Source organism: Streptomyces sp. NPDC012935 (genome assembly GCF_042900345.1).
Taxonomy (GTDB): Bacteria; Actinomycetota; Actinomycetes; order Streptomycetales; family Streptomycetaceae; genus Streptomyces.
The window spans coordinates 150,946-174,308 of record NZ_JBIBBC010000006.1 but is presented as its reverse complement, the minus strand read 5'-3'; the positions used below and the strand labels follow the sequence as shown (position 1 = coordinate 174,308).

At 72.2% G+C, this 23,363-nt stretch carries 21 protein-coding genes; 11 read left to right on the top strand and 10 right to left on the bottom strand.

The window, feature by feature from the left end:
• Positions 1 to 55: 55 nt before the first annotated feature.
• Entirely contained in the window at positions 56 to 1,288 is a 1,233-nt protein-coding gene (locus ACFY5C_RS17205; RefSeq protein WP_389445073.1) for an amidohydrolase family protein, read from the bottom strand.
• 197 nt (positions 1,289 to 1,485) lie between these two features.
• Here ACFY5C_RS17205 and ACFY5C_RS17200 point away from each other — a divergent pair, with 197 nt between their 5' ends.
• The 3 genes from ACFY5C_RS17200 (at position 1,486) to ACFY5C_RS17190 (ending at position 6,417) form a co-directional block, all read left to right on the top strand.
• On the top strand, positions 1,486 to 4,446 hold the full coding sequence (locus ACFY5C_RS17200) for a BTAD domain-containing putative transcriptional regulator (RefSeq protein WP_389445071.1): 2,961 nt from the start codon (positions 1,486 to 1,488) through the stop codon (positions 4,444 to 4,446).
• Positions 4,447 to 4,686: 240 nt separating this feature from the next.
• Positions 4,687 to 4,881, top strand: coding sequence for a hypothetical protein (locus ACFY5C_RS17195; protein ID WP_389445069.1), 195 nt, complete (start codon positions 4,687 to 4,689; stop codon positions 4,879 to 4,881).
• 168 nt (positions 4,882 to 5,049) lie between these two features.
• Entirely contained in the window at positions 5,050 to 6,417 is a 1,368-nt protein-coding gene (locus ACFY5C_RS17190; RefSeq protein ID WP_389445067.1) for an O-antigen ligase family protein, read from the top strand.
• A gap of 39 nt (positions 6,418 to 6,456) precedes the next feature.
• On the opposite strand, the gene ACFY5C_RS17185 is transcribed toward ACFY5C_RS17190, so the two are convergent.
• Positions 6,457 to 8,058 carry a FadD3 family acyl-CoA ligase gene (locus ACFY5C_RS17185; RefSeq protein ID WP_389445065.1) on the bottom strand — a complete coding sequence of 534 codons (1,602 nt, stop codon included), beginning with the start codon at positions 8,056 to 8,058 and terminating at the stop codon, positions 6,457 to 6,459.
• Between the two features lie 95 nt (positions 8,059 to 8,153).
• On the opposite strand from ACFY5C_RS17185, the gene ACFY5C_RS17180 reads away from it, so the two are divergent.
• The 3 genes from ACFY5C_RS17180 to ACFY5C_RS17170 are packed head-to-tail and all read left to right on the top strand — an operon-like array spanning position 8,154 to position 10,507.
• A complete protein-coding gene (locus tag ACFY5C_RS17180) occupies positions 8,154 to 9,311 on the top strand; it encodes a lipid-transfer protein (RefSeq protein ID WP_389445064.1) in 1,158 nt (385 codons plus the stop codon).
• A 6-nt stretch (positions 9,312 to 9,317) separates the two neighbouring features.
• Positions 9,318 to 9,734 carry a Zn-ribbon domain-containing OB-fold protein gene (locus ACFY5C_RS17175; RefSeq protein WP_389445062.1) on the top strand — a complete coding sequence of 139 codons (417 nt, stop codon included), beginning with the start codon at positions 9,318 to 9,320 and terminating at the stop codon, positions 9,732 to 9,734.
• Entirely contained in the window at positions 9,731 to 10,507 is a 777-nt protein-coding gene (locus ACFY5C_RS17170) for an enoyl-CoA hydratase/isomerase family protein (protein ID WP_389445061.1), read from the top strand. The genes ACFY5C_RS17175 and ACFY5C_RS17170 overlap by 4 nt, the downstream gene beginning before the upstream one ends.
• Position 10,508: 1 nt before the next feature.
• Here the strand turns inward: ACFY5C_RS17170 and ACFY5C_RS17165 are convergent, their stop codons facing one another.
• The 3 genes from ACFY5C_RS17165 to ACFY5C_RS17155 form a co-directional block, all read right to left on the bottom strand.
• Positions 10,509 to 11,024, bottom strand: coding sequence for a hypothetical protein (locus ACFY5C_RS17165; RefSeq protein ID WP_389445059.1), 516 nt, complete (start codon positions 11,022 to 11,024; stop codon positions 10,509 to 10,511).
• A gap of 151 nt (positions 11,025 to 11,175) precedes the next feature.
• Positions 11,176 to 13,545 (bottom strand): PQQ-binding-like beta-propeller repeat protein, encoded by a 2,370-nt coding sequence (locus ACFY5C_RS17160; RefSeq protein ID WP_389445057.1) that lies wholly within the window; start codon positions 13,543 to 13,545, stop codon positions 11,176 to 11,178.
• A gap of 234 nt (positions 13,546 to 13,779) precedes the next feature.
• Positions 13,780 to 14,529: a VOC family protein gene (locus ACFY5C_RS17155; protein ID WP_389445056.1), complete on the bottom strand. Its 750-nt coding sequence runs from the start codon at positions 14,527 to 14,529 to the stop codon at positions 13,780 to 13,782.
• Between the two features lie 122 nt (positions 14,530 to 14,651).
• Here ACFY5C_RS17155 and ACFY5C_RS17150 point away from each other — a divergent pair, with 122 nt between their 5' ends.
• Positions 14,652 to 15,299 carry a TetR family transcriptional regulator gene (locus ACFY5C_RS17150; protein ID WP_369271723.1) on the top strand — a complete coding sequence of 216 codons (648 nt, stop codon included), beginning with the start codon at positions 14,652 to 14,654 and terminating at the stop codon, positions 15,297 to 15,299.
• 69 nt (positions 15,300 to 15,368) lie between these two features.
• Here the strand turns inward: ACFY5C_RS17150 and ACFY5C_RS17145 are convergent, their stop codons facing one another.
• The gene (locus ACFY5C_RS17145) at positions 15,369 to 15,821 is read right to left on the bottom strand and encodes an Lrp/AsnC family transcriptional regulator (RefSeq protein ID WP_274240023.1); all 453 of its coding nucleotides are present in this window, start codon (positions 15,819 to 15,821) and stop codon (positions 15,369 to 15,371) included.
• A gap of 82 nt (positions 15,822 to 15,903) precedes the next feature.
• Between ACFY5C_RS17145 and ACFY5C_RS17140 the strand changes: the two genes are divergently transcribed.
• Positions 15,904 to 16,530, top strand: a complete 627-nt coding sequence (locus tag ACFY5C_RS17140) for a LysE family translocator (RefSeq protein WP_389445055.1) — start codon at positions 15,904 to 15,906, stop codon at positions 16,528 to 16,530.
• A 3-nt stretch (positions 16,531 to 16,533) separates the two neighbouring features.
• On the opposite strand, the gene ACFY5C_RS17135 is transcribed toward ACFY5C_RS17140, so the two are convergent.
• Both ACFY5C_RS17135 and ACFY5C_RS17130 read right to left on the bottom strand, forming a co-directional pair.
• Positions 16,534 to 17,025, bottom strand: coding sequence for a nitroreductase/quinone reductase family protein (locus ACFY5C_RS17135; protein WP_389445054.1), 492 nt, complete (start codon positions 17,023 to 17,025; stop codon positions 16,534 to 16,536).
• Positions 17,022 to 18,308, bottom strand: a complete 1,287-nt coding sequence (locus ACFY5C_RS17130) for an acyl-CoA dehydrogenase family protein (RefSeq protein WP_389445053.1) — start codon at positions 18,306 to 18,308, stop codon at positions 17,022 to 17,024. The genes ACFY5C_RS17135 and ACFY5C_RS17130 overlap by 4 nt, the downstream gene beginning before the upstream one ends.
• A 91-nt stretch (positions 18,309 to 18,399) precedes the next feature.
• Between ACFY5C_RS17130 and ACFY5C_RS17125 the strand changes: the two genes are divergently transcribed.
• From ACFY5C_RS17125 to ACFY5C_RS17115, 3 genes are read left to right on the top strand one after another with little or no spacing between them, the layout of a single operon-like run.
• A complete protein-coding gene (locus ACFY5C_RS17125) occupies positions 18,400 to 19,572 on the top strand; it encodes an acetyl-CoA acetyltransferase (RefSeq protein ID WP_389445051.1) in 1,173 nt (390 codons plus the stop codon).
• A gap of 22 nt (positions 19,573 to 19,594) precedes the next feature.
• Positions 19,595 to 20,020: a pyridoxamine 5'-phosphate oxidase family protein gene (locus tag ACFY5C_RS17120; RefSeq protein WP_389445049.1), complete on the top strand. Its 426-nt coding sequence runs from the start codon at positions 19,595 to 19,597 to the stop codon at positions 20,018 to 20,020.
• A gap of 36 nt (positions 20,021 to 20,056) precedes the next feature.
• Entirely contained in the window at positions 20,057 to 20,725 is a 669-nt protein-coding gene (locus tag ACFY5C_RS17115) for a pyridoxal 5'-phosphate synthase (protein ID WP_389445047.1), read from the top strand.
• 15 nt (positions 20,726 to 20,740) lie between these two features.
• Here the strand turns inward: ACFY5C_RS17115 and ACFY5C_RS17110 are convergent, their stop codons facing one another.
• Both ACFY5C_RS17110 and ACFY5C_RS17105 read right to left on the bottom strand, forming a co-directional pair.
• On the bottom strand, positions 20,741 to 22,309 hold the full coding sequence (locus ACFY5C_RS17110) for a serine/threonine-protein kinase (protein WP_389445457.1): 1,569 nt from the start codon (positions 22,307 to 22,309) through the stop codon (positions 20,741 to 20,743).
• 109 nt (positions 22,310 to 22,418) lie between these two features.
• Entirely contained in the window at positions 22,419 to 23,291 is an 873-nt protein-coding gene (locus ACFY5C_RS17105) for a GNAT family N-acetyltransferase (protein ID WP_389445046.1), read from the bottom strand.
• Positions 23,292 to 23,363 lie beyond the last annotated feature (72 nt).

Here is a 23,363-nt window from a genome sequence, read left to right as displayed (position 1 = left end):
CACCGGCCCGGACCACGAGGTGCGCCCGCGGTCCCTTGCCGGGGCCGCGGCCTGCTCATGCCCTCCCGGGCCACAGCCCGTCGTCCGTCAGGCCCAGCAGCTCGATCGCGTTGCGCCGTACGATCCGGTCGACCACGTCCGCGTCCAGGTGCCCCATCTGAGCCTCGCCGACCTCGCGCGACTTCGGCCAGGTGGAGTCGGAGTGGGGGTAGTCGGTCTCGTACAGGACGTTCCCGACGCCGATCGAGTCCAGGTTCCTGAGCCCGAAGGCGTCGTCGAAGAAGCAGCCGTAGACGTGGTCGGCGAACAGCTCCGACGGCGGCCGGTGCACCTTGTCGGCGACCCCGCCCCAGCCCCGGTTCTCCTCCCACACCACGTCGGCGCGCTCCAGGATGTACGGGATCCAGCCGATCTGGCCTTCGGCGTACATGACCTTGAGGTTCGGGAAGCGCTCGAACTTGCCGCTCATCAGCCAGTCGACCATCGAGAAGCAGCAGTTGGCGAAGGTGATGGTGGAGCCGACGGCGGGCGGGGCGTCGGCCGAGGTGGAGGGCATCCGGCTGGACGAGCCGATGTGCATGGCGACGACCGTGCCGGTCTCGTCGCAGGCGGCGAGGAACGGGTCCCAGTAGTCGGTATGGACGGACGGGAGCCCGAGGTGCGGGGGTATCTCGGAGAACGCGACGGCACGCACGCCGCGTGCGGCGTTGCGGCGGACCTCCGCGGCCGCCAGCTCGGCATCCCACAGAGGGATGAGGGTGAGCGGTATGAGCCGCCCATGCGCGTCGGGCCCGCACCACTCCTCCACCATCCAGTCGTTGTACGCCCGGACGCCCAGCAGGCCCAGCTCGTGGTCCTGCGCCTCGGTGAAGGTCTGGCCGCAGAAGCGGGGGAAGGTCGGGAAGCAGACCGCGGACTGGACGTGGTTGACGTCCATGTCGGCGAGGCGTGCGGGGACGTCGTACGACCCCGGGCGCATCTGCTCGTACGTGATGACCTCCAGCTTGATCTCGTCCCTGCTGTACCCGACGGCGGTGTCCAGGCGGGTCAGCGGCCGCTGGAGGTCCTCGTACACCCACCAGTCGCCGATGGGCCCGTCGTCGCCCGGCCGGCCCATGACGGGCTTGAACCGCCCGCCCAGGAAGGTCATTTCCTTCAGTGGCGCGCGGACTATGCGCGGGCCGATGTCCCGGTACTTCTTGGGAAGCCGGTCCTGCCACACGGTCGGAGGCTCCACCGTGTGGTCGTCGACGGAGATGATCAGCGGAAACGCGGTCTCGGTGTCCATGTCCGCCACGGTAGCGCCGATCTGACGGTCCGTCAGCTACGCGGGAGCGGCGGCGACCGGCCAACGCCGCGCGGAGAGCGTGTGAGGACCTTGTGATATCCCGCGCGCCCTGCTGTGATCGCCCTCTCCGGAGCTGACGCATCTGCCGTGAACAAGGCAAACTGGCGGGGATGTAAACGGGTCCTAGGGGGACTGCGATGGGCGGGGTACCGCGAGTGCCGGAGCAGAGGCGTCCCGGCTTCTCGGCAGATACGGCGGAGCAGGCGGGGGCGCTGCGCTTCGGTGTGCTCGGCCCGGTACGCGCCTGGCGCGGCGAGGAACAGCTCCCCACCGGGTCCCCCCAGCAACGCGCCCTGCTCGCGGCCCTCCTGCTGCGCGAGGGCCGTACGGCGACCGCGGCGGAGCTGATCGACGCCCTGTGGGGCGAGGAGCCGCCCTCGCAGGCGCTGGCGGCGGTACGGACGTACGCCTCCCGGCTGCGCAAGGTGCTGGACCCCGGGGTCCTGGTGAGCGAGTCGGGCGGCTACGCGGTGCGGGGCCTGGCGGAGGGCGCGCTGGACCTCGCGCAGGCCCAGGAGCTGGCGGCGGAGGCGGAGAAGGCGCGGGGCGCCGGGGATCTGTGCCATGCCCGGGAGGTGCTGGGCCGGGCGCTGGCGCTGTGGGACGGGGAGGTGCTGGCCGGGGTTCCCGGGGCGTACGCGGAGGCCCAGCGGGTCCGTCTGGAGGAGTGGCGGCTGCAGTTGCTGGAGTCCCGCCTCGACATGGACCTGGAGCAGGGCTGCCACGCCGAGGCGGTCTCGGAGCTGACGGCGCTGACGGCGGAGCACCCGCTGCGCGAGCGGCTGCGTGAGCTGCTGATGCTCGCGCTGTACCGCAGCGGGCGGCAGGCGGAGGCGCTGGCGGTGTACGCGGACACCCGCCGCCTGCTGGCGGACGAACTCGGCGTGGACCCGCGTCCTGATCTGAAGGAACTCCAGCAGCGGATCCTGCAGGCCGACCCCGGCCTGGCGGAACCGTCGGCCCCGGTGGCCGACCCGCCGGTGATGCCGGTGCGGCCCGCCCAGCTCCCGGCGACCGTGCCCGACTTCACGGGCCGTTCCGCCTTCGTCTCCGAGCTGAGCGAGGTCCTCGCCTCGTCCGAGGGCCGGGTGATGGCGGTGTCGGCGCTGGCGGGCATCGGCGGGGTCGGCAAGACGACGCTCGCCGTGCACGTGGCACACCAGGCGCGCTCGGCCTTCCCCGACGGGCAGTTGTACGTCGACCTGCAGGGCGCGGGCCCGCGGGCGGCGGAGCCGGAGACGGTACTGGGGTCCTTCCTGCGGGCCCTGGGCACGGCGGACTCGGCCATTCCGGACTCGCTGGAGGAGCGCTCGGCCCTGTACCGCTCGGTCCTGGACGGCCGCCGGGTCCTGGTCCTGCTGGACAACGCCAGGGACGCCGCCCAGGTACGGCCGCTGCTGCCGGGCACCGAGGGCTGCGCGGCGCTGGTGACCTCCCGGGTCCGCATGGTCGACCTCGCGGGCGCCCACCTGGTCGACCTGGACGTGATGTCCCCGGACGAGGCGCTGTCCCTCTTCACGAAGATCGTCGGGGAGGAGCGGGTGGCGTCCGAGCGGGAGGCCGCGCTGGACGTCGTCGCGGCGTGCGGCTTCCTGCCGCTGGCGATCCGCATCGCCGCGTCCCGCCTCGCGGCCCGCCGCACCTGGACCGTCTCGGTCCTCGCCGCCAAGCTCGCCGACGAACGCCGCCGGCTGGACGAGCTCCAGGCCGGCGACCTGGCGGTGAAGGCCACCTTCGAACTGGGCTACGGCGCCCTGGACGCCGGGCAGGCCCGCGCGTTCCGCCTCCTGGGCCTGGCGGACGGGCCGGACATCTCCCTTGCGGCAGCTGCGGCAGTCCTCGACCTCCCGGTCGAGGACACGGAGGACCTCCTGGAGTCCCTCGTCGACACGTCGCTGCTGGAGTCGGCGGCGGCGGGGCGGTACCGGTTCCATGATCTGGTGCGGCTCTACGCGCGTGCGTGTGCGGAAAGGGACGAACAGCCGCCGAGCGAGCGGGAGGCGGCTCTGTCACGGCTGCTGGACTTCTATCTGGCGACCACCGCGCAGGTGTACGCGATCGAGCACCCCGGGGACCGGCTGATCGACGACCTGGAGCCGACGAGCTATCCGGGGCTTCGCCTCACCGGACAGGCGGCGGCGCTCGACTGGCTGTACACGGAGGCGGGGCAACTCCTGGCCTGCGTACGGCAGGCGGCGGGGACCGACAGGCTGCGGCGGGCCGTCGATCTGCTCTGGGCGGCCAAGGACCTGACCGAGTCGGGGGCCAACTCGCATCAGTACGAGATGACGGCGAGGGCCACCTGCGGGGCCACCCGGGCCTTCGGCCACGACCGGGCGGAGGGCAGGGCACGTACGGTTCTCAGCGATGTCCTCCTGGTCTCCGGACGTATCCGGCAGGCGGAGGAGGAGGCGCGGGTCGCCATGGAGCTCGCGGCGAGCGCGCACGACTCCACCGCCGTCAGCTGGGTGGCCAACAACCGGGGACTCATCTGCCTGCACGAGGGCCGGTTCGCCGACGGCAAGGTCTTCTTCGACCAGGCCCTCGAAGGTCTGCGGGCAGCGGGGAACCGGCCCTTCGAAGCCACCGCGCTGGGCAATCTGTCCCGGGCCTACCTGGGCATGGGCAACATCGCGAAGGCGGTGGAGATCGCGCAGCACGGTCTCACCGCGCACATCGAGATCGGCCGGACCGTACGCCTGGCCAACGGCCACTTCGCGCTGGGCGTCGCGCTGACCCGTGCAGGCCGCTACACCGAGGCGCTGAGTCGGTTCTGCGACGCCCTCGGCATTTTCAACGACCACCGGCAGCGGCTCTGGGAGGGCGTCACCCACTTCCGCATCGCCGAAGTGCACTTGGCCGACCGCCGCCCGGCTCAGGCCGCCCAGCACGCCGAACAGGCCCTGGCCCTCGGGTGCATCGGCGGAGACCGGATGCGGGGCAACGTCCTGACACTGCTCGGGCGCGCCCTCGCCACGCTCGGTCAGGCGGACCGGGCGCAAGCCTGCTGGCGTGAGGCAATCAATCTCTACGAGCAGAACAGCGCCGCGGAGGCCGACGAGGTGCGGTCGCTGCTCACCTCGGCCGCCGCGGCGTAGAAGCGGACGGCCCAGAAGTCAGGCCGCTCACCGGGTGGTTGCGGGACGGCGTCGGCGTTCAGCGTTCGTTTATCTCCACCCGGCACGCTCATACCCGTCAGACCGTCGCGTCGGGGGGCAGACGGTCCGACCGGAGCCTGACGGGTTAATGTGCGGCTCCGAACGCCCGCCCGGCAATCCTCGGGGGAGTTTCCGGGCGGGCGTTCCTCACTCATCACCGAAAAAGAGGACCACGAGCCCATGAGCGACCAGAAGAAGGACGCGACCGTCTCTCCGCAGGGCAACAACGCGATGCCGAGCGAGCCCGCCGCGGACGAGAAGATCACCACGCTGAACAACGCCATGCCGAGCGAGCCCGCCAAGGCCGAGGAGATCACCACCCTCAACAACGCCATGCCGGCCGGCCCCGCCGCACTGGACCTGAACGACAAGTAAGCCTCATCCCACGGGGATCGGCCGCGGCGGCGCGGAGGGGAGCCGCTGCGGCCGAGGTGTGTCCGGGGGCGGGACCGGGCCATGGGGGACCGGCGTCCGCCAAGGCTCTGTGCCCCGTTCCTCCTGACGACACCCAACCGTCGCACCCGGCCGCCACGCTCGGGTGCCATGGCATCCGACCAGAGCGTGCCGGCCGGTCCCGGACGGCCGTCGGCGATTGTCAGGTTCGTTCAGTTCGTGCCGCTGGGCGCGGTGGCCGTCGTGCTGCTCGACTCCGCCACCGACTTCTTCCCCGACGACCCCGTCGAGTCGGTCGTCGGGATCGTCACGCCGACGCGGCTCGCCCTGCTGGCCGGCCTGATCGCCCTCGTCGTTCCCGTGCGGGGCCGGGCGCGGGCGCGGGCGCGGGACTTCCGGACGCGACTGGACGTGCCGATCGGCCTGTTGGTCGTGGCCGCCGGGGCGGCGACGTACCACGGCGGGTACGCCACGGCGCCGCTGCGCGGCCTGCTGACCGTCATGTGCTGCTACTACCTGGTCGTCGGAGTGCGCCGTACGCAGACCGAGTCGTGGCGGGCGATCGGGATCCTCGCGCTGGCCGGCGTCACAGCGGCCTCCACCACCGCCTTCTCCCAGGTGACCAACGAGACGCCGACCGGCTTCTGCCGGACGGGCCTGCTCACCGACGTCGCCTGTGACGCGGGCGGGGACGGCATCCTCATCCGGGCCACCGGCACCTTCTCCAACCCGAACCTGCTGGCCGCCTTCCTGGTGCTGCTCCTGCCGTTCGCCCTGCTCGCCGCCGTGTGCGTGGACGAGCGGACCGCCCGTACGGCGATCGTGGTGCTGGTCGTCGTCGGATACGGGGCCCTGCTGACCACCTTCTCGCGCGCCGGGTACGTCGCCGCTGCCGCCGGGCTTCTCGTGCTCGGCGGCGCCTACTGGCTGGCTCCCCGGCTCGCCGACCGGGCCCAGCGCCGGCTGTTCGCCGCCCTCGGTGCCGTGGCCCTGCTGGCGGCGGCCGGCGTCATCTGGTCCGTGTCCCGGGCGGGGAACTCACTGGGCGTGCGGGGACAGGCGTGGCAAGCCGCGCTGCAGCTCGCCGCCGACAACCCCCTCGGCGTCGGACTCGGGCGCTCCGGTGCCGTCATATCCGCCACCGCGCCCGGCGACCGGGTATTCGTCCACGCGCACAACCTCTGGCTCAACTGGCTGGTGGAGACGGGGCCTTTCGGGCTGCTCGCCATGACCGCGGTGGCCGTCGTCGCCCTGTCCTGCGCGGCCCGCGCCGCCCGAGCGAAATCGGTCATCGGGACGGTCGGGCTGGCCGCGCTGACCGGGTTCTTCCTGGCGAGCATGATGGACCACCCGGCCAACCTGGACCGGATCGATGTGCTCTTCTGGTGCGTGCTCGCCGTCGTCATGGCCGAGGCGCCGGCCGGGTGGCGCCGCGGCTCCGGTACGCCCGCCACTGTGGTGCCGGCACAGATGAAGCGGCCCCGGCACGGCCCCCAGCGCGTCGGTGCGGCGACCTGAGGGACGGCCGCCCCCACGGTCCTACCCCGAGCGGCGGTGCTACCCCGAGCGGCGGCGCGCCGCCCCGCCCCGCAGCTCCCCCTTCACCACCTTGCCGCTCGCGTTCCGCGGCAGCTCACCCAGGAACTCCACCGCCCGGGGCACCTTGTAGTTCGCCATCTCCCGCCGCGCCCAGGCGATCAGATCGTCCCCGGTGAGCACCGCCCCGGGCCGCCGCACCACGTACGCCTTCCCGACCTCGCCCAGCCTCGCGTCGGGGACGCCGATCACCGCCACGTCCGCCACGTCGGGATGCAGGCCCAGAAGCTGCTCTATCTCCGCCGGGTAGGCGTTGAAGCCGCCGACGATGTACATGTCCTTGATGCGGTCGGTGATGTGAAGGTTGCCCGCATCGTCCAGCACGCCCACGTCTCCGGTGCGCAGCCAGCCGTCCTCCGTCAGCACTTCCGCGGTGGCCGCCTCGTCCTCGTAGTAGCCGCGCATCACGTTGAAGCCGCGGACCAGGACCTCGCCGGGGATGCCGGCGGGCGCCGGCTGTCCCGTCGGGCCGGCCACCCGCACCTCGGTGCCCGGGATCGCGCGGCCCGACGTGGACACGATGACCGACGGGTCGTCGCCGCGCCGGCACATCGTCACGATGCCGCTGGCTTCCGAGAGGCCGTATGCCGTGAGGACCGTCTCGACGCCGAGTTCCCCGCGCAGCCGCTCCACCAGTTGCAGCGGCACGACCGCCGCGCCCGTCACCACGAGCCGCAGCGCCGACAGGTCGTGGGCGTCGCGGGCCGGGTGGTCCAGGAGGGACTGGTGCAGGGTGGGCGGGCCCGGCAGGACCGACACCCGTTCCGCCGCGATGTTCGCCAGGGCCGTGCCGACGTTGAAGACCGGCTGGGGGATCATCGTCGCGCCCCGCATCAAGCAGGCGATCACCCCTGCCTTGTAGCCGAAGGTGTGGAAGAAGGGGTTCACGATGAGGTAGCGGTCGCCCTGCCGCAGTCCCGCCAGGTCGCTCCACACCTCGTAGGCACGCAGGGTCTGCGCGTGGGTGATCACCGCGCCCTTCGGGCGGCCCGTCGTGCCGGACGTGAAGACGATGTCCGAGGGGCAGGAGCCGTCCAGGGCCCCGGCCCGCGCGCGTACGTCCGCGGCGCTCACCCCATCCCCGCTCGCCAGGAAGTCCTTCCAGGTACGGAAGTCCGCCGGGGCGTCGTCCGACAGCACGACCACCTGCTCCAGCCCCGGCAGCCCCGGCCCCTGTGCGACCGCCCTGCGCAGCGACGCCACATACGACGTCCCCAGGAACGTGCCCGTCACGAACAGCAGCCGCGCCCCGCTGCGCCGCAGCACATCGGCCGCCTCGGTGCCCTTGAAGCGGGTGTTCAGCGGCACCAGCACCGCCCCGGCCGACACCGCGCCCAGCGCCGACACGATCCAGTCGAGCGTGTTGGGGGCCCAGATGGCGACCCGGTCGCCCGGCGCGACGCCGTTCGCCAGGCAGGCCGCCGCCGAACGCTCGACGCGGGCGCCCAGTTCGGCGTACGAGATCCGTGTACGGCCCTCGACCACGGCCTCGACGTCCGCGTACCGCTCGGCCGCGGACCGGACGAGTTCCGGGATGCTGTCCCACTCCAAGTCACCGCGCACCACAGCCTCCAGACCCAGTAGCTGACTGTCCGTCAGATTAGCTGTAGCCTGACGCCCTGTCAGCAGCCGCTTCAGCATGCGGAGGTGCGCGCAGCATGACCGGAGTCAACGGGCTCAAGGACGCCACCGCGATCGTCGGCATCGGACAGACGCCCTTCGCCAAACGGCTCGCCGAGGACGAGAGAACCCTCGCATGCCGTGCCGTCGTGGCCGCCCTGGACGACGCCGGAATAGCACCCGGCGAGGTCGACGCGCTCGCCAGCTACACCATGGAGGAGACCGACGAGGTCGAGCTGGCCAAGGCCGTCGGCTTCGGGGACCTCACCTTCTTCAGCAAGGTGGGGTACGGGGGCGGCGGTTCGTGTGCCACCGTCGCGCATCTCGCCGCCGCCATCGCCGCCGGGCAGGCGACGGTCGGGGTCGCCTGGCGGTCCAGGAAGCGGGGCAGCGGTCCCCGGCCCTGGCGCAACACCACCGCCCAACTGCCCACGCCCGCCCAGTGGACCCGGCCGTACGGCCTCCTTCGCCCGGTCGACGAGATCGCCATGCTCGCCCGCCGCTACATGCACGAGTACGGCGCGACACGTGATCACCTCTTCAACGTCGCCCTCGCCTGCCGGAACCGGGCCAACCAGAACCCCGCCGCGGTGATGTACGAACGGCCACTGACCCGCGAGATGTACATGACCTCCCGGTGGATCAGCGAGCCCCTGTGCCTCTTCGACAACTGCCTGGAGACCGACGGGGCCCTGGCATGCGTGATCGTCAGCCGGGAGCGCGCCCGGGACTGCCGGCACACCCCCGTCTACGTCCACTCCGCCGCCCAGGGGCTGCCCGCCCAGCACCACGGCATGGTCAACTACTGGAACGACGACCCGCTCACGGGGCCCGCGTGGACCGCGGCCCGGCACCTGTGGAAGCACGCCGACTTCACTCCACAGGATGTGGACGTCGCCCAGATCTACGACGCGTTCACCGCGCTCATACCGCTCTCGCTGGAGGGGTACGGCTTCTGCGGGCGGGGCGAGGGCGGGGCGTTCACCGAAGGGGGCGCCCTCGAGATCGGGGGGCTGCTGCCGCTCAACACCGGGGGCGGCGGGCTCAGCGAGGCCTACGTCCACGGCTTCAACCTCATCAACGAAGGCGTCAAGCAGCTGCGCGGCACCAGCACCGCGCAGGTCCCCGACGCCGCCACCTGTCTCGTCACCGCGGGCGAAGGCGTCCCCACCTCCGCGCTGCTCCTGAGGAGTTGACCGAAGATGCTCTCCCCCGTCACCGACCCCGACGGCGCCCCGTTCTGGCAGTACGCCGCCCAGGGCGAGCTGCGCGTCCAGGCCTGTGCCGACTGCGGCGAACTCCGCTTCCCGCCCCGGCCCTGCTGCCCGCACTGCCAGTCCTTCGCGAGCGAGTGGCGGCAGGTCGGCGGGCACGGCCGGATCTGGTCGTACGTCGTCCCCCATCCGCCGCTCCTGCCGGACTACGCGGAGCAGGCGCCGTACAACGTCGTGGTCGTCGAACTCGCCGACGCGCCCCGCATCCGCCTGGTCGGCAACCTCGTCACGGAACCCGGCGCCCCGCTCAACTCGCTTCCCCCGGACCGGATCCGCATCGGCGCCAAGGTCCAGGCCGTCTTCAGCGGCGCCGGCCATGTGCAGTGGGTCCTGGAGCGGCCGTGAGCCCCTCCGTCAGGACCGAGACCAGCAAGGACACCGGCGTCGCCGTCGTCACCCTCGACCGGCCGGAGCGTCTCAACGCCATCGACCTCGCCATGCGGGACGAACTGGTGGCGACGTGGGTGGAGTTGCGGTTCGACGACACCGTACGGGCCGTCGTGCTCACCGGGGCCGGTGAGCGGGCCTTCTGCACCGGGCTGGACCGGGAGGCCGTCGTCGCGCAGCCCACCTCGCCCTACATGACCGACGATCCGCTGCTGCGGGTCGGGCCGAAGGCGAACGACCTGTGGAAACCCGTCGTCGCCGCGGTGCGGGGCATGGCCTGCGGGGGCGCGTTCTACCTCCTGGGCGAGGCGGACTTCCTCGTCGCCGACCCGAGCGCCACCTTCTTCGACCCGCACACCACCTACGGCATGGTCAGCGCCTACGAGTCGATGCTGATGGCGCTGCGCATGCCGTACGCAGAGGCGGCTCGGACGGCGCTCATGGGGAGCGCGGAGCGGATGTCGGCGCGGCGGGCGCACGAGATCGGGTTCGTGTCGGAAGTCACCGAGCCCGGAGGCGCGTTGGCCGCCGCGGTCGACTGCGCCGCCGTCATCGCCGGGTATCCGGCGGAGGGCGTGCAGGGGACCGTACGCGCGCTGTGGGCGGCCAAGGAGGCAGCCCTGGCCCACGCCTTCGCGCAGGCGCCGCACCTGATCGCCCTCGGAAACCTGCCGGGCGAACGGCAGGCGGAGCTGTTCCGGGCGCGGCGCCGCGGCCATCAGGTCCGGTGAGCTACTGCGCCGTGCGCGTCACGTCATCCAGTTCGCAGGTGACGCCACTGGTCCCGGCGCCGGCGTCCGGGACGTAAGCGGCGGCCACGTCCTGCGTGTCCGTGGAGCCCGGCGAGACGTACGGGATGGTGGACACGCTGGTGCGCACGGTGCCGCCGGACGGGTCCTTGAAGGTGACCCCGAACTTGTAGGTATAGGTCGTGATGCTGCTGGAGTTGGTGGCCTCGACCCGGGCGACGATGCCCCGGCTCTCGTCGAACACACAGCTCTGGATCTTCACGTCCTGGGTGGCCTCGGCGGTCGCCGTCGCGTCGGCGCCCGAGCCGCCGCCCGTGGACGAGTAGTCGTCGTCATCGTCGTAATGCGTGCTGCCGCCGCTCGTGCCACCCGAACTGCTCGACGAGCTGCTGGAGTTCGAGTTGCCGTCGCAGCCTCCGCCGCTGGAGTGCCGTGCGCCCGTCAGGGCCACGACGACCCCCACGCACACGGCCACAGCACGGACATGGCGAAGCTTCACGTGTTCAACCCCCGTTGTCGCGATCGTGAGCACGTCACGTTAGCAGCGGCCGCACGGCAGGAACCGCTTACCCGGCGTAACGTCGCGTGCAAGAGCCGTGAAGATGGCCGCCCCTTGAGAACGGCCGTCGTCCGGATCAGATCCGCTACGCCTACGCGGTGCGGGCCGTGCCCGTGCCCTTCTCGGCGTCCAGGGCGTACACGCAGCGGTCCTTGCTGCACGCGTACACGACACCGTCCTGCACCACGGGCGAGCCGGTGATCTCACCGCCGGTCGCGAGCTTCCAGCGCAGGCGGCCGTCGTCGGCCTTCAGCGTGTACAGCAGATGGTCGGTGGAGCCGAAGTGGATGCGGCCCTCCGCCACCGAAGGGGCGCCCACGATGTCGCCGCCCGCCTGGAAGCGCCACTTGGGCGTCCCGGTGACCGCGTCCAGGGTGTAGAGCCCCTTGCCGCTGCCGACGTGGACGTGGCCCCCGGCCACCAGCACCGGATCGATCGAGGCGCGGGCCTCGGTGGCGATGCGCCAGCGGTCGCGGCCGTCGGTGGCGTCCAGGGCGTAGACCGTGCCGAGGTAGTCGGCGAGGTACACACCGCCGCCGGTCACCGCCGGGCCCGGCACGAAGGCCGGCGGGCACAGGAAGACCGCCGGAGCCTCGAAGTGCCAGCGGACCAGGCCGCTCACCACGTCGAGCGCGAGCACCCGCGTCCCGGCGGACACGTACACGTAGCCGTCGTGCGCCTGCGCCACCCGCACCGGCACCCCGCCGCAGGAGGCGGCGTCACCGATGGGGTACGACCACCGCTCTTCGCCCGTCCGGGCGTCCAGGGCCTTCAGCCGGGCGTCCTGCCAGACGTACACCGTGCCGTCGTACAGCGCCGGTCCGGCCTCCGGGGACTCGAAGTCGCTCTGCGCCCCGGTGATCTCCCAGAGTTTCTGGCCGTTGGAGGCCTCCCAGGCCTGGACGCCGCCGCCGCGCGTGCCGGTGACGACCGTGCCGCGCTCGGCCTTGAGGGAGTACACCCAGGCGTCCGTCTGCAGGCGCCAGAGGTCGGCGCCCTCACGGCAGTCCAGGGCGAACAGCGTCGGGCCGTCGGAGGCGTGGATACGGCCGTCGGCGACCGCCATCGACCATGCGACGTCCCGCGTCTTGAAGCGGCGGCGGCCGGTGGCCACGTCGAGGGCGTGCACCTCGAAGGAGGTGACGTAGACGAGGTCGTCGGCGACGGAAGGGGTACCCCAGACGTCGTTCGACATGCGGAAACGCCAGGGCCGCCAGCCGGCCGCCGGCTCGGGGGCCACCGGCGGCGGTGCCGGTACGGCAGGGCCCACGGCAGGGCCCGTGCCGTTGACGCCGGGGCGGGGTTTGGACCAGGAGGCGACGAGGCCGGCTTCCGGCGGCGGCGCCTGCATGGCCGCGGCGCGGGCGTCGGCGACGCGCGGGCCGGGTCCGATGGGGACCGCCGCGCCGGCCAGCCGCACCGGGCCGGTGTCGGGGGCGCCGACCGGGACGGGCGCCGGCTGCGGGCCCGGGACCGCCGGGTCGTGCGCGGGCGGGGGCGGAACCGGCGCGGGGGCGATGCGGCCGCCGCTGCGGCCGGAGGACGGCGACGGCTTCACGGCCGGACGGCCGCCGCGCCGCGCCTCGATCAGGCTCACCGCCCGCTCGGGCAGCCACGCGGACGCCGTACCGCTGTCGTCGGAGCCGGAGCCGAAGAGGTGGGGTGCCAGCTGGGCCTGGAGGTCGGCCGGGTTGGGGCGGCCCGTGGCCTCCATCTGCATCAGGGACTCGATCAGCGGGCGCAGCTCGTCCGGGAGGCCTTCGAGGTCGGGGCCCTCGCGCAGCAGCATAAAGACCGTCTCGACGGGGTTGGCGCCGTGGAAGGGCGGGTGCCCGGTGGCGGCGAACACCAGCATCGAGCCCAGCGAGAAGACGTCGCTCGCGCCGGTCACGCTGCGGGAGTCCTTCGCCTGCTCGGGCGACATGTAGGCGGGGGTACCGACGGCGACGTTGGTCATGGTCAAACGCGTGTTCGACACGCCGGACGCGATGCCGAAGTCGATGACCCTGGGGCCGTCCTCGACCACGAGCACGTTGGACGGCTTGAGGTCACGGTGGACGAGACCGGCGCCGTGGATGGACTGCAGGGCCTCCGCCACGCCCGCCGCCAGCCAGCGCACCGCCTGGGCCGGGAGCGGCCCGCACTCGTTCACTATCTCCTCGAGGGAGGGCGCGGGGACGTACGCGGTGGCCAGCCACGGCACGGCCGCCCGCGGGTCGGCGTCGACGACCGCGGCCGTGTAGAAGCCGGAGACCGCCCGGGCCGCCTCCACCTCACGCGTGAAGCGGACACGGAACAGCTGGTCCTCGGCGAGTTCCGTACGGACCGTCTTGATCGCCACGCGCCGCCCGGACGCCGAGCGCGCAAGATAGACCAGCCCCATGCCGCCGGCACCCAGCCGTCCGAGCACCTCGAACGGCCCGATCCTGCGCGGATCGTGCTGCGTCAGCTGATCCACCACTCTGCCTGCCACCTCCCCGTACGGGCCCCGTCACCCGCTTATGTACGCGACCCCGTGCAGCGTCTCACCACAGCACCGCCTTGGCGGCACGCACCCCGATTCTTCCTGTCCGGAGGCGTGGTGGCGAACCCGCGGGCGGAACGGGGTGTCTTGGGACAAAACCACAGCCCGCCGCCCCGCGGAAGCGCGGTTTCGCATAGTGGGACGCCTGAGCCACCGGGGACAGGAGTGCCGTCACCCTCTGGCGACCCGCTCCAGAACCGCGAAGGACGCCCCCTGATCGTCGGTGACCACGGCGGCCCTCCCGTACGACGTTTCGAAGGGCGGCACCTGGATCCGCCCGCCGAGCCGGTTCACCGTGCCGAGGATCTCCTCACAGTCCGTGACCTGGAAGTGGACCAGGAAGTGGGGCGGCATCATCGCCGAGAAGCGCTCCGCGACGGCCGCCCGCCCGAAGTCCGGCTTGGCGTCCGGCCCGAACAGGGCGTCGGCGAAGAGCCCGCCGTAGAAGTCGTTGGCGACCTCGATGTCCCGCGCGTACAGCTCCACCCAGCCGAAGGTGCCGGCCTCGTGGCGGCGCCCGAAGCCTCTGTGTTCGCCCTCCTGCCACAGCCCGAAGACGGCACCCTCGGGGTCGGTGACCAGCGCCGCCGTCCCCGCACCAGCACCGACCTCCACGGGCGCGGTGACCACCTGCCCCCCGGCGCTTCGGACCCGCCCGGTCAGCGCCCGCGCGTCCGGGGTGGCGAAGTACACGGTCCACACGGTGGGCATCCGGCCGTCCGTCTTGCGGGAGAGGGCGGCCACACGGTCACCGTCCAGCCGGGCCCACACGGTGGAGTCGTAGGCCTCCTCGAAGTCCCACCCGAAAAGCTCACCGTAGAAGCGTTTTCCCGCCTGGACGTCGGCGAGCTGCGCCTCGACCCAGCACGGAACGCCCTCCGTGTATCCCGTTCCGTTCGCGGATGCCCTGTTTTCGGCCATGCGGCAAAAGTAACGGCGTCCTGCGCGGCTCGCAGACCAGGCACACCAGTCCCGCGATCCCCGAGCACCCCATTTGCAGTCGGCCGAATCGCGCCCCGATCACGCCTCGGTAAGCTGACGACATGACAGGACAAGTGCGTACCGTCGACGGCCGCGTGGCCGGCCGGCGTGGGCAGGCGACCCGGCAGAAGCTGCTCGACTGCCTCAGCGAGATGCTCAGCTCCTCCCCGTACCGGGACGTCAAAGTCATAGATGTCGCCCGGAAGGCGGGCACTTCGCCCGCCACCTTCTACCAGTACTTCCCGGACGTCGAGGGTGCCGTCCTGGAGATCGCCGACCAAATGGCCACCGAGGGCGCCGGGTTGACCGAGCTCGTGGAGGGCCGCAGCTGGGTCGGCAAGGCCGGCTGGCAGACGGCACAGGAACTCGTCGACGGATTCCTGGAGTTCTGGCGGCGCAACGACGCGATCCTGCGGGTCGTCGACCTCGGTGCCTCCGAGGGGGACAAACGCTTCTACAAGATCCGTATGAAGATCCTGAACTCGGTCAACAACTCCCTGGCAGAGTCGGTCACTCAGTTGCAGGCCAAGGGCAAGGTCGACAAGGACGTCAACCCGGCCGCGGTGGCGGGTTCGATCGTCGCGATGCTCGCGGCGGTGGCCTCGCACCAGAAGGGTTTCCAGACCTGGGGCGTCAAGCAGGCCGAACTCAAGCCGAACCTCGCCCTGTTGGTGCATCTGGGTGTGACCGGCAAGAAGCCGACGAAGTAGCTCCCTGATTTTGAGCAAGTCCTGTCTGGCAGGCGGTGGCTCACCCGACGTGGGCCGCCGCCTGCCGTCCTATTCGGGCAGCGGACGATCCCGTACGACGTGCTTCATCACCAGCGTCGAGGTGAGCCGCTGCACTCCCGGCAGGGTCGCCAGCCGCTCGTCGTACAGCCGCTGGAAGGCGGCGAGGTCGGCGGTGGCCACCCGCAGCAGGTAGTCGGGTTCGCCGAACAGCCGTTGTGCGTCCAGGACATGGGGGATGTCCGCGATCGCCCGCTCGAATTCGGCGACCGTGTCCCGGTCCTCCTGCCGCATGGACACGAAGACCAGCGCCTCGAAGGTCAGCCCCACCGCCGCCGGCTCCACCACGGCCCGGTAGCCGCTGATCGCCCCCGAGCGCTCCAGTTCCCGCAGCCGCCGGTGGCACGGCGAGACGCTCAGCCGCACCCGCCCGGCCAGCTCGGTCACGGTCAGCCGCCCGTCCTGCTGCAGCTCGGCAAGAATCTTCCGGTCCACGTCGTCCATGAAGAAGATATTTGCTCACAACGCGCGATCATGAGCAAACTTCGACAACACTTTTGGGCCATTCCCGCCTAATGTCCCCACTATGGACTCCGGACTGCTCCTTTCCTTCCTCGCCATCGACCTGCTGCTCGTCTGCGTACCGGGCGCGGACTGGGCGTACGCGATCTCCGCCGGGCTGCGTGAGCGCTCGCCGGTGATGGCGGTGACGGGTCTGGTCACCGGGTACGCGCTGCACACGGTCCTCGCGGTGGCGGGCCTCGCGGTGCTGGTGGCGAGCGAGCCGGGCCTGCTGACCGCGCTGACGGCCGCCGGCGCCGCATACCTGGTCTGGCTGGGCTGGAGCGTCCTGCGCCGCCCGGGCACGCCGGGGACCTCCGAGGAGGCCGTGGCCCCGAGCAGCCCGGCCCGCGTCTTCCTGCGCGGCGCCACGATCAGCGGCCTCAACCCCAAGGGCCTGCTGCTCTACCTCTCGGTCCTGCCCCAGTTCCTGGTGACCAGGGGCGACCACCTGCCGGTCCCCGCCCAGACCGCCGTCCTCGGCCTGCTCCACATGGCGTGCTGCGCCGCCGTCTACCTGACCGTGGGCCTGGCCGCCCGCGCCGTCCTCGGCGCCCGCCCGGCCGCGGCACGGGCGGTCACGCGCACGTCCGGGGCGGCGATGCTCGGAATCGGGGCCTTCCTGCTCGTGCAGCGCCTGGCGACGCTGTAGCCGTCACGGCCGTACGGGATCCTCGTCGCGACGGACGATCCTGAAGAGCCGGATCTCCCTCTCCACCCGGGCCTGATACGTGGCGTACGGCGGCCAGAACCGGAGCACCGTCTTCCAGGTGGCTGCCCGCTCCTCGCCCTCCAGCAGGCGGGCCGTGACGGGGATGTCGGTGCCCTTCCAGCTGACCTCGGCGTCCGGGTGGGCCAGCAGGTTGGCGGTCCAGGCCGGGTGGCCGGGCCGGCCGAAGTTGGAGCCGATGAGGATCCAGGTGCGGCCGCCGTCCTCGGGCATGCACGCGAGCGGCGTGCGGCGGGCCAGCCCGCTGCGGGCGCCGGTCGAGGTCAGGATCACGCCGGGCAGCATCTGGGCGCTGAGCAGCACCTTCCCGCGAGTGAGCCGGTGCACGGCACGGTCGAGCGCAGGGATCAGATGGGGGGCGACCCTGGCGAAGCCCCGGGTCGACGACACCTTCTGCACGAGCCGCACGCCGATCACACCGCCACCTCCCGCGCCGCGGACGTCCCGAAGAGCCGGGCCTCGGCGGCGGCGTGCGCCCGCAGCCGGTGCACCGGCCCGAAGAGCAGCTCGTCACCGGCGGCCCGCTTGAAATACAGGTGCGCCTCGTGCTCCCAGGTGAAACCGATGCCGCCGTGCAGCTGGATCCCCTCGGCGGACGCGATCCGCAGCGCTTCCAGGGCCTGCGCGAGGGCGAGGCGCTCCGCGGGTGGGACCGCGCCGGGTTGTTCGTTGCCCGCGGGTCCGTCGTGGCTTGCCGCGCCCACGCGGTGGAGACGCTGATCGACACGGCCGGCGCCCTTTGGGCACGTTACGGCCCACGCTGCGTAATAGGCCGCCGAGCGTGCCGCCTGCACCTGCACGTACACATCCGCCAGCCGGTGCTTCACCGCCTGGAACGACCCGATGGCCCGCCCGAACTGCTCCCGCTGTCCGACGTATTCCACGGTCCGCTCCAGCGCCCGGTCGGCGGCGCCCACGGCCTCACAGGCGAGGACGGCGGCGACCGCATCTCCCGCGCCCGCGAGGGCGCCCAGCACGCCGGCACCCTCTTCCTCACCCAGCAACTCTGCCTCCACGTCCCGCAGTTGCACCCGCCCCTGCGGCCGGGTGGCGTCCAGGGCGGTCTGCCGCACCCGTACGACCCCCGCCGCGTCCCCCGGCACCAGGAACAGCAACGTCCGCGACCGGGCGAACCCCCCGGCGTGCGCGGCGACCACCAGGAGCCCCGCGCTGTGCCCGTCCAGCACCTGGTCGACCTGCCCGTACAGCCGCCAGCCGCCCTCCGTCCGCCGCGCCTGCACGCCGCCGGCACGTCCGCCGCCGGCCCAGTCACCCCCGTTGTCGCCGGTCAGGGTGAGCGCGGCGGCCAGCGCGGTGCCCGGGACCGCGAGGGTGGCGGTGAGCGTGCCGGAGGTGAGGCGGGGCAGCAGGGCGGCGCGCTGGGGCTCGGTGCCGAGGGCGGCGATCAGGGGTGCGGCGAGGACGGCGGTGGCGAGCAGCGGGGAGGGGGCCAGCGCACGGCCCGTCTCCTCGCAGGCGAGGGCGAGTTCGGTCGCCGTACAGCCCACACCGCCGTACGCCTCGGGGAGCGCGAGCCCGGGCAGGCCGAGCTGTTCGGCGAGGGCGGTCCACAGGGCCGGGTCGTGTCCTGCGGGGGTGTCGACGGCGGCACGCAGTTCGCGGGGGCCGCAGCGGCTGTGGAGCAGCTCGCGGAGGGTGCGGCGGATCTCGTCCTGCTCGGGGGTGAAGGTGGCGTCCATGGCTCTTCCCTCCGTATCTGACGGGCCGTCATATTAGGAGGGCCACAACGATATGCACAGAGGTTGGCCGCAGAGAGGTTGGAGGCCTCGCATGACTCCCGGAAGCCGGAAAGTCGCCGTGGTCGGGGTGTCCCTGTCCGACTGCGGCCGGGTGGACGACGCGACCCCGTACGCCCTGCACGCCCAGGCGGCCCGCCGCGCCCTGGCCGACGCGGGGCTCGGCCGGGAGGTGGTGGACGGCTTCGCGTCCGCCGGGCTCGGCACCCTCGCGCCCGTCGAGGTGGCCGAGTACCTGGGCCTGCGCCCCACCTGGATCGACTCCACCTCAGTCGGCGGCTCCACGTGGGAGGTCATGGCCGCCCACGCGGCGGACGCGATAGCGAGGGGGCACGCGAACGCCGTCCTCCTCGTCTACGGCTCCACGGCCCGCGCCGACATAAGGGCGGGCCGGCGGACGGGGAACCTGTCCTTCGGCTCACGGGGGCCCCTGCAGTTCGAGGTGCCGTACGGTCACACGCTCATCGCCAAGTACGCCATGGCCGCCCGCCGCCACATGATCGAACACGGCACGACCATCGAGCAGTTGGCGCAGGTTGCGGTCCAGGCGAGGGCCAACGCGGCCCTGAACCCGGACGCGATGTTCCGCGACCCGATCACCGTCGACGACGTGCTGGACGGGCCGATGATCGCGGACCCCTTCACCAAGCTGCACTGCTGCATCCGCTCCGACGGCGGGGCGGCGGTGCTGCTGGCGGCCGAGGAGTTCGTACGGGACTGCCGTACGGCTCCGGTGTGGGTGCTCGGCACCGGGGAGCACGTCTCGCACGCGGCGATGTCGCAGTGGCCCGACTTCACGGTCGGGCCCGCGGCGGTGAGCGGACGGCTCGCCTTCGAACGGGCCGGGGTGCGCCCGGAGGAGATCGACTTCGCCGAGATCTACGACGCGTTCACCTACATGACCCTCGTGACGCTGGAGGACCTCGGCTTCTGCGGGAAGGGTGAGGGCGGGGCGTTCGTGGAGAAGGGGCGGCTGCTGGTGCGGGGCGGGGACCTGCCGGTCAACACGGACGGGGGCGGCCTCTCCGCCCAGCATCCCGGGATGCGAGGGCTTTTTCTGCTGGTGGAGGCCGTGCGGCAGCTACGGGGCGAGGCCGGGCAGCGTCAGGTGCGGGGGCGGGGCGGGGCGTTGCCCCGTCTGGGTGTCGCTTCGGCGACCGGGGGATGGTTCTGCTCGTCGGGGACGTTGGTGCTGGGGAGGGATTGAGCCGATCGAGAGGACCGCAGGCATGGCCCTGACCCGAGAAGAACGCGAACAGTTCCTTGCCGAACCCCATGTCGCCGCACTGTCCGTCGACGCGGGCGCGGGGCGCGCTCCGCTGACCGTGCCGGTCTGGTACCAGTACGAGCCCGGCGGCAACGTATGGGTCCTGACCGGGCTGGACTCCCGCAAGCACCAGCTGATCCAGGCGTCCGGACGGTTCACCCTGATGGTCGACCGCGTCGAACCCACCGTCCGGTACGCGTCGGTCGAGGGCCCGGTCATCGACACGACCCCCGCCACCCTGGAGCAGCTCCGGGAGGTCTCGGCCCGCTATCTCCCGGCCGACAAGGTCGACGGCTATGTCGACTTCGCCTGGAAGAACCACGGAGAGCAGATCGTCATCCACATGCGGCCCGAACGCTGGGTGTCGTCCGACCTCGGTCAGCTGTGAGCCGGTGAGGCCACCGCGGCACGCGACAATCGAGGCATGGGAGATGACCTTCTTCATGAGTTGCTGAGGTCGCTGCGGGTGTGGGACCCGGCGGTCACCGAGCTGCCCGCCTTCGACCCGGCCACCGCACCCGCCGACCCGCTCGCCCTGTTCACGGCCTGGTTCGCCGAGGCGGTGGCCGCGGGGCAGGCGGAACCGCACACCATGTCCCTCGCCACGGCCGGCGAGGACGGCCTGCCGGACGTACGGACGGTGATGCTGCACGGCGCGGACGCCTCCGGCTGGTCCTTCGCGACCCACGTCGACAGCCGCAAGGGCCGCCAGCTGACGGCCCGCCCGTATGCGGCCCTCGGCTTCTACTGGCCGGCCCAGGGCCGCCAGGTGCGGGTGCGGGGCCCCGTGAGTGCCGCTCCCGCCCAGGACGGCCAGGCCGACCTGCACGCCCGCTCGACCGGCGCCCTGGCGGCGGCACTGACCGGCCGCCAGAGCCAGGTCCTGGGCTCGCTGGAGGAGTTGGCGCTAGCCTCCGAGTCGGCCTGGGAACGGGCCGGACGCGAGCCCGACGCGCCCGTGCCGACGTGGACGCTGTACCGGCTGCGCCCCGAGGAGGTGGAGTTCTTCCAGGGGGACGCGCGGCGTCGGCATGTGCGGCTCGACTACCGGCGCGGGGAGGGTGGCTGGGTGAGGGAGCTGCTCTGGCCCTAGCGCCGGCGGTCGGCGTCAGTCGGGGAGGCGGATCCCGTTGACGGCGGTGTCGAACACCGGGCGGTACTCGTCCCACTGCGCTCTCGGCGCGGAGAGGTAGATGGCGTACTGGGTGTTGTCGGCACCGTTGACGGCCAGTTCGACGCCCCGGTACCCCCGCACCCTGCCCTCGAAGGTGAACTCCCAGTAGCCGGCGGTCCGCCCCCGGAACGTCGTGCGGCTCATCCTGACCCGCTCATAGCCCGCGTTGTCGCGGCGCGTCTGGGGCTCCTCGGTGTCACGCCAGTGCTGGAGCGGATCGGACCCCGCGAACTCGACCACCTCGACCCGCAGGCCCACCAGCCCGGACGGATCGATATAGGCGACTTCACCGGTGGTGGGCACCTTCGTGGCCTTCCAGCCGTCCGGCACGGGCACGGAGAAGCCCTGCCCGGCCTTCACGAGGTGGTATCCGGTGGGAACCGGCGACGGGGTGGCGCTCGGCTTCGGGGAGGCGCCGGAGGTGTCAGGGGTGCCGGACGAGGTCCGGGAGGGAGACGGGGCGGCGCCCTGCGAGGCGGAATCGTCCCAGGGCCGCAGCAGCACAGCGCCCGTCACGGTGGCGGCGATCACCACTGCGGAGGCGACCCACAGGGCCGTGCGGCGGCCCCGCCTGCGCCCCGGCACGGCGGAGGCGACGTGAGGGGCGGCCGGGTTGGCGGCGGGGGTGGCGGTGGTACGCACCCGCTCCGGCCGCGTGGGCGGTTCGAGGGGGGCGGTCGCCCCGCCCGTCACCCTGCTCAGGAGGTGCTCGGCCTCCTGAGCGTCCATGCGCAGGCCGGGCTCCTTCACCAGCAGTCCCTCGATCACCGGGGCGAGGTCCTCGGCGCGGTGCGGGGGCTCGTGCGGGTCGGAGGCGATGGCGTACGCCGTCTCGAACGCCGTGTCCCGGCGGAACGGCGGTCGTCCCTCGACCGCCTCGTACAGCGTCGCGCCGAGCGACCACAGGTCGCAGGCGGGGCCGGGCTCGGCGATCCCGCTGCGGAGGCGTTCCGGGGCGAGGTACTGGATGGAGCCGACGAGTTCCCCGGTTTTCGTCAGCGACGGGGTGCCGGACTCGACCGCTATCCCGAAGTCGGTGAGGACGATACGGCCGTCATGCCCGAGCAGTACGTTGGCGGGCTTGACGTCCCGGTGCAGCACACCGGCGTCGTGTGCGGCGCGCAACGCGGCGGCCATGCTGCGGCCGATCCGCGCGGCCTCGCCCGGCGACAGCGCGCCCTTCTCCTTCAGTACGTCACTGAGCGTGACCGAGGGGACGTACTCCATGACGATGCAGGGCAGGCCCTCGTCGTCGACGACGTCGTGCACGACGATCACATGGGGGTGGGTGATCCTGGCCGCGCTACGGGCCTCGCGGCGGGTGCGTTCGTAAAGCCGCTGGACCTCGTCCTCGTGGAGATGGGGCGGGACATGCAGCTTCTTGAGGGCGACGTGCCGGTTCAGTATTTCGTCCTCGGCCCGCCACACGGTGCCCATGCCGCCGCGTCCGACGCGCTCCACCAACCGGTAGCGGTTGGCTATGAGCCTCCCCAGATCGGACACCCTCCCCAGATCGGACACCGTGAGACCTACTTCTCCCCGTACACCTGAGCGCTTTTCGAACAGATTGCAGATGCACCATAGCGCGCGTGGATGCGACGGCCAGGGACGCCTAGAAGCCCCGGGCCCCCCGGAAGTCGTACGCCGCGAAGTCGGCCACCGCCCGGTACCCGATGCGCTGGTAGAGGCTGTTGCTCGTCTGGTGGGCGAGGTCCGTGAAGAGCAGTACCTCGCGCACCCCGGAGGCGAGCACGGTCCGGCTGAGCTGGGCCGTGACCGCGCCCGCGTAGCCGCGTCCGCGCAGGTGGGCCGGGGTGTACACGGGGGCCACGCGGACCTGGCCTGCGACCACCGGGGTCACGCCGGCCATGGCGAGGGGGGTGCCGTCCGCGTCCTCCCAGAAGGTGATGCCTCCGTAGGAGATCCGTGAGTCGGCCCACGCGGCGGCGTCACGGGCGGCGTGGTCGCCGATGGCCTCGATGAACTCGCCGTACCAGCGCGTCAGTTGCTCCCGGTCCTCCTCGCCCGCGATCCGCGCCCGGCCCGCCGGGAGAGGCTGCGGCAGGGTCAGGTTGCCGAGCCGGTACAGGCGTTGGCTCTGGCTCACCGTGGCCCGGCCGCCCGCGTGCCGGCGCCAGGCGGTGGCGAAGGCCTCGGCGGTCTCACGGGCCGCGATGACGCCGGGGACCGAGTGCCCGAGGGCGACCAGGTGGGCGGCGAGGGAGTCGGCCTCGTCGGGGGTGAGCGGGGTGACGTTCAGCCGGTAGGGCGGGGTGCGGAAGTAGGCGGCCCGTACCTGCCCGCCCACCTCCAGCACCCCGAAGACCGGCGCCTCGTCGCCGTACGCACGCAGCCCACTGGTGCGCAGCGTCTCGGTCACCGTCAGGACGACGGTGTGCAGATCGGGGCGTGAGCGCAGGAAGCCACCGGCGTGGGAGAGGAAGCCGGTGAGATCCTGGGTGCAGTACCAGTCGTCCGGGCGCATACCTCATGATCCCGCGCCCCGGCGCCGTCTGTGCACCCTTTCCCGCTGTGGACACGAACCCGACACAAGACC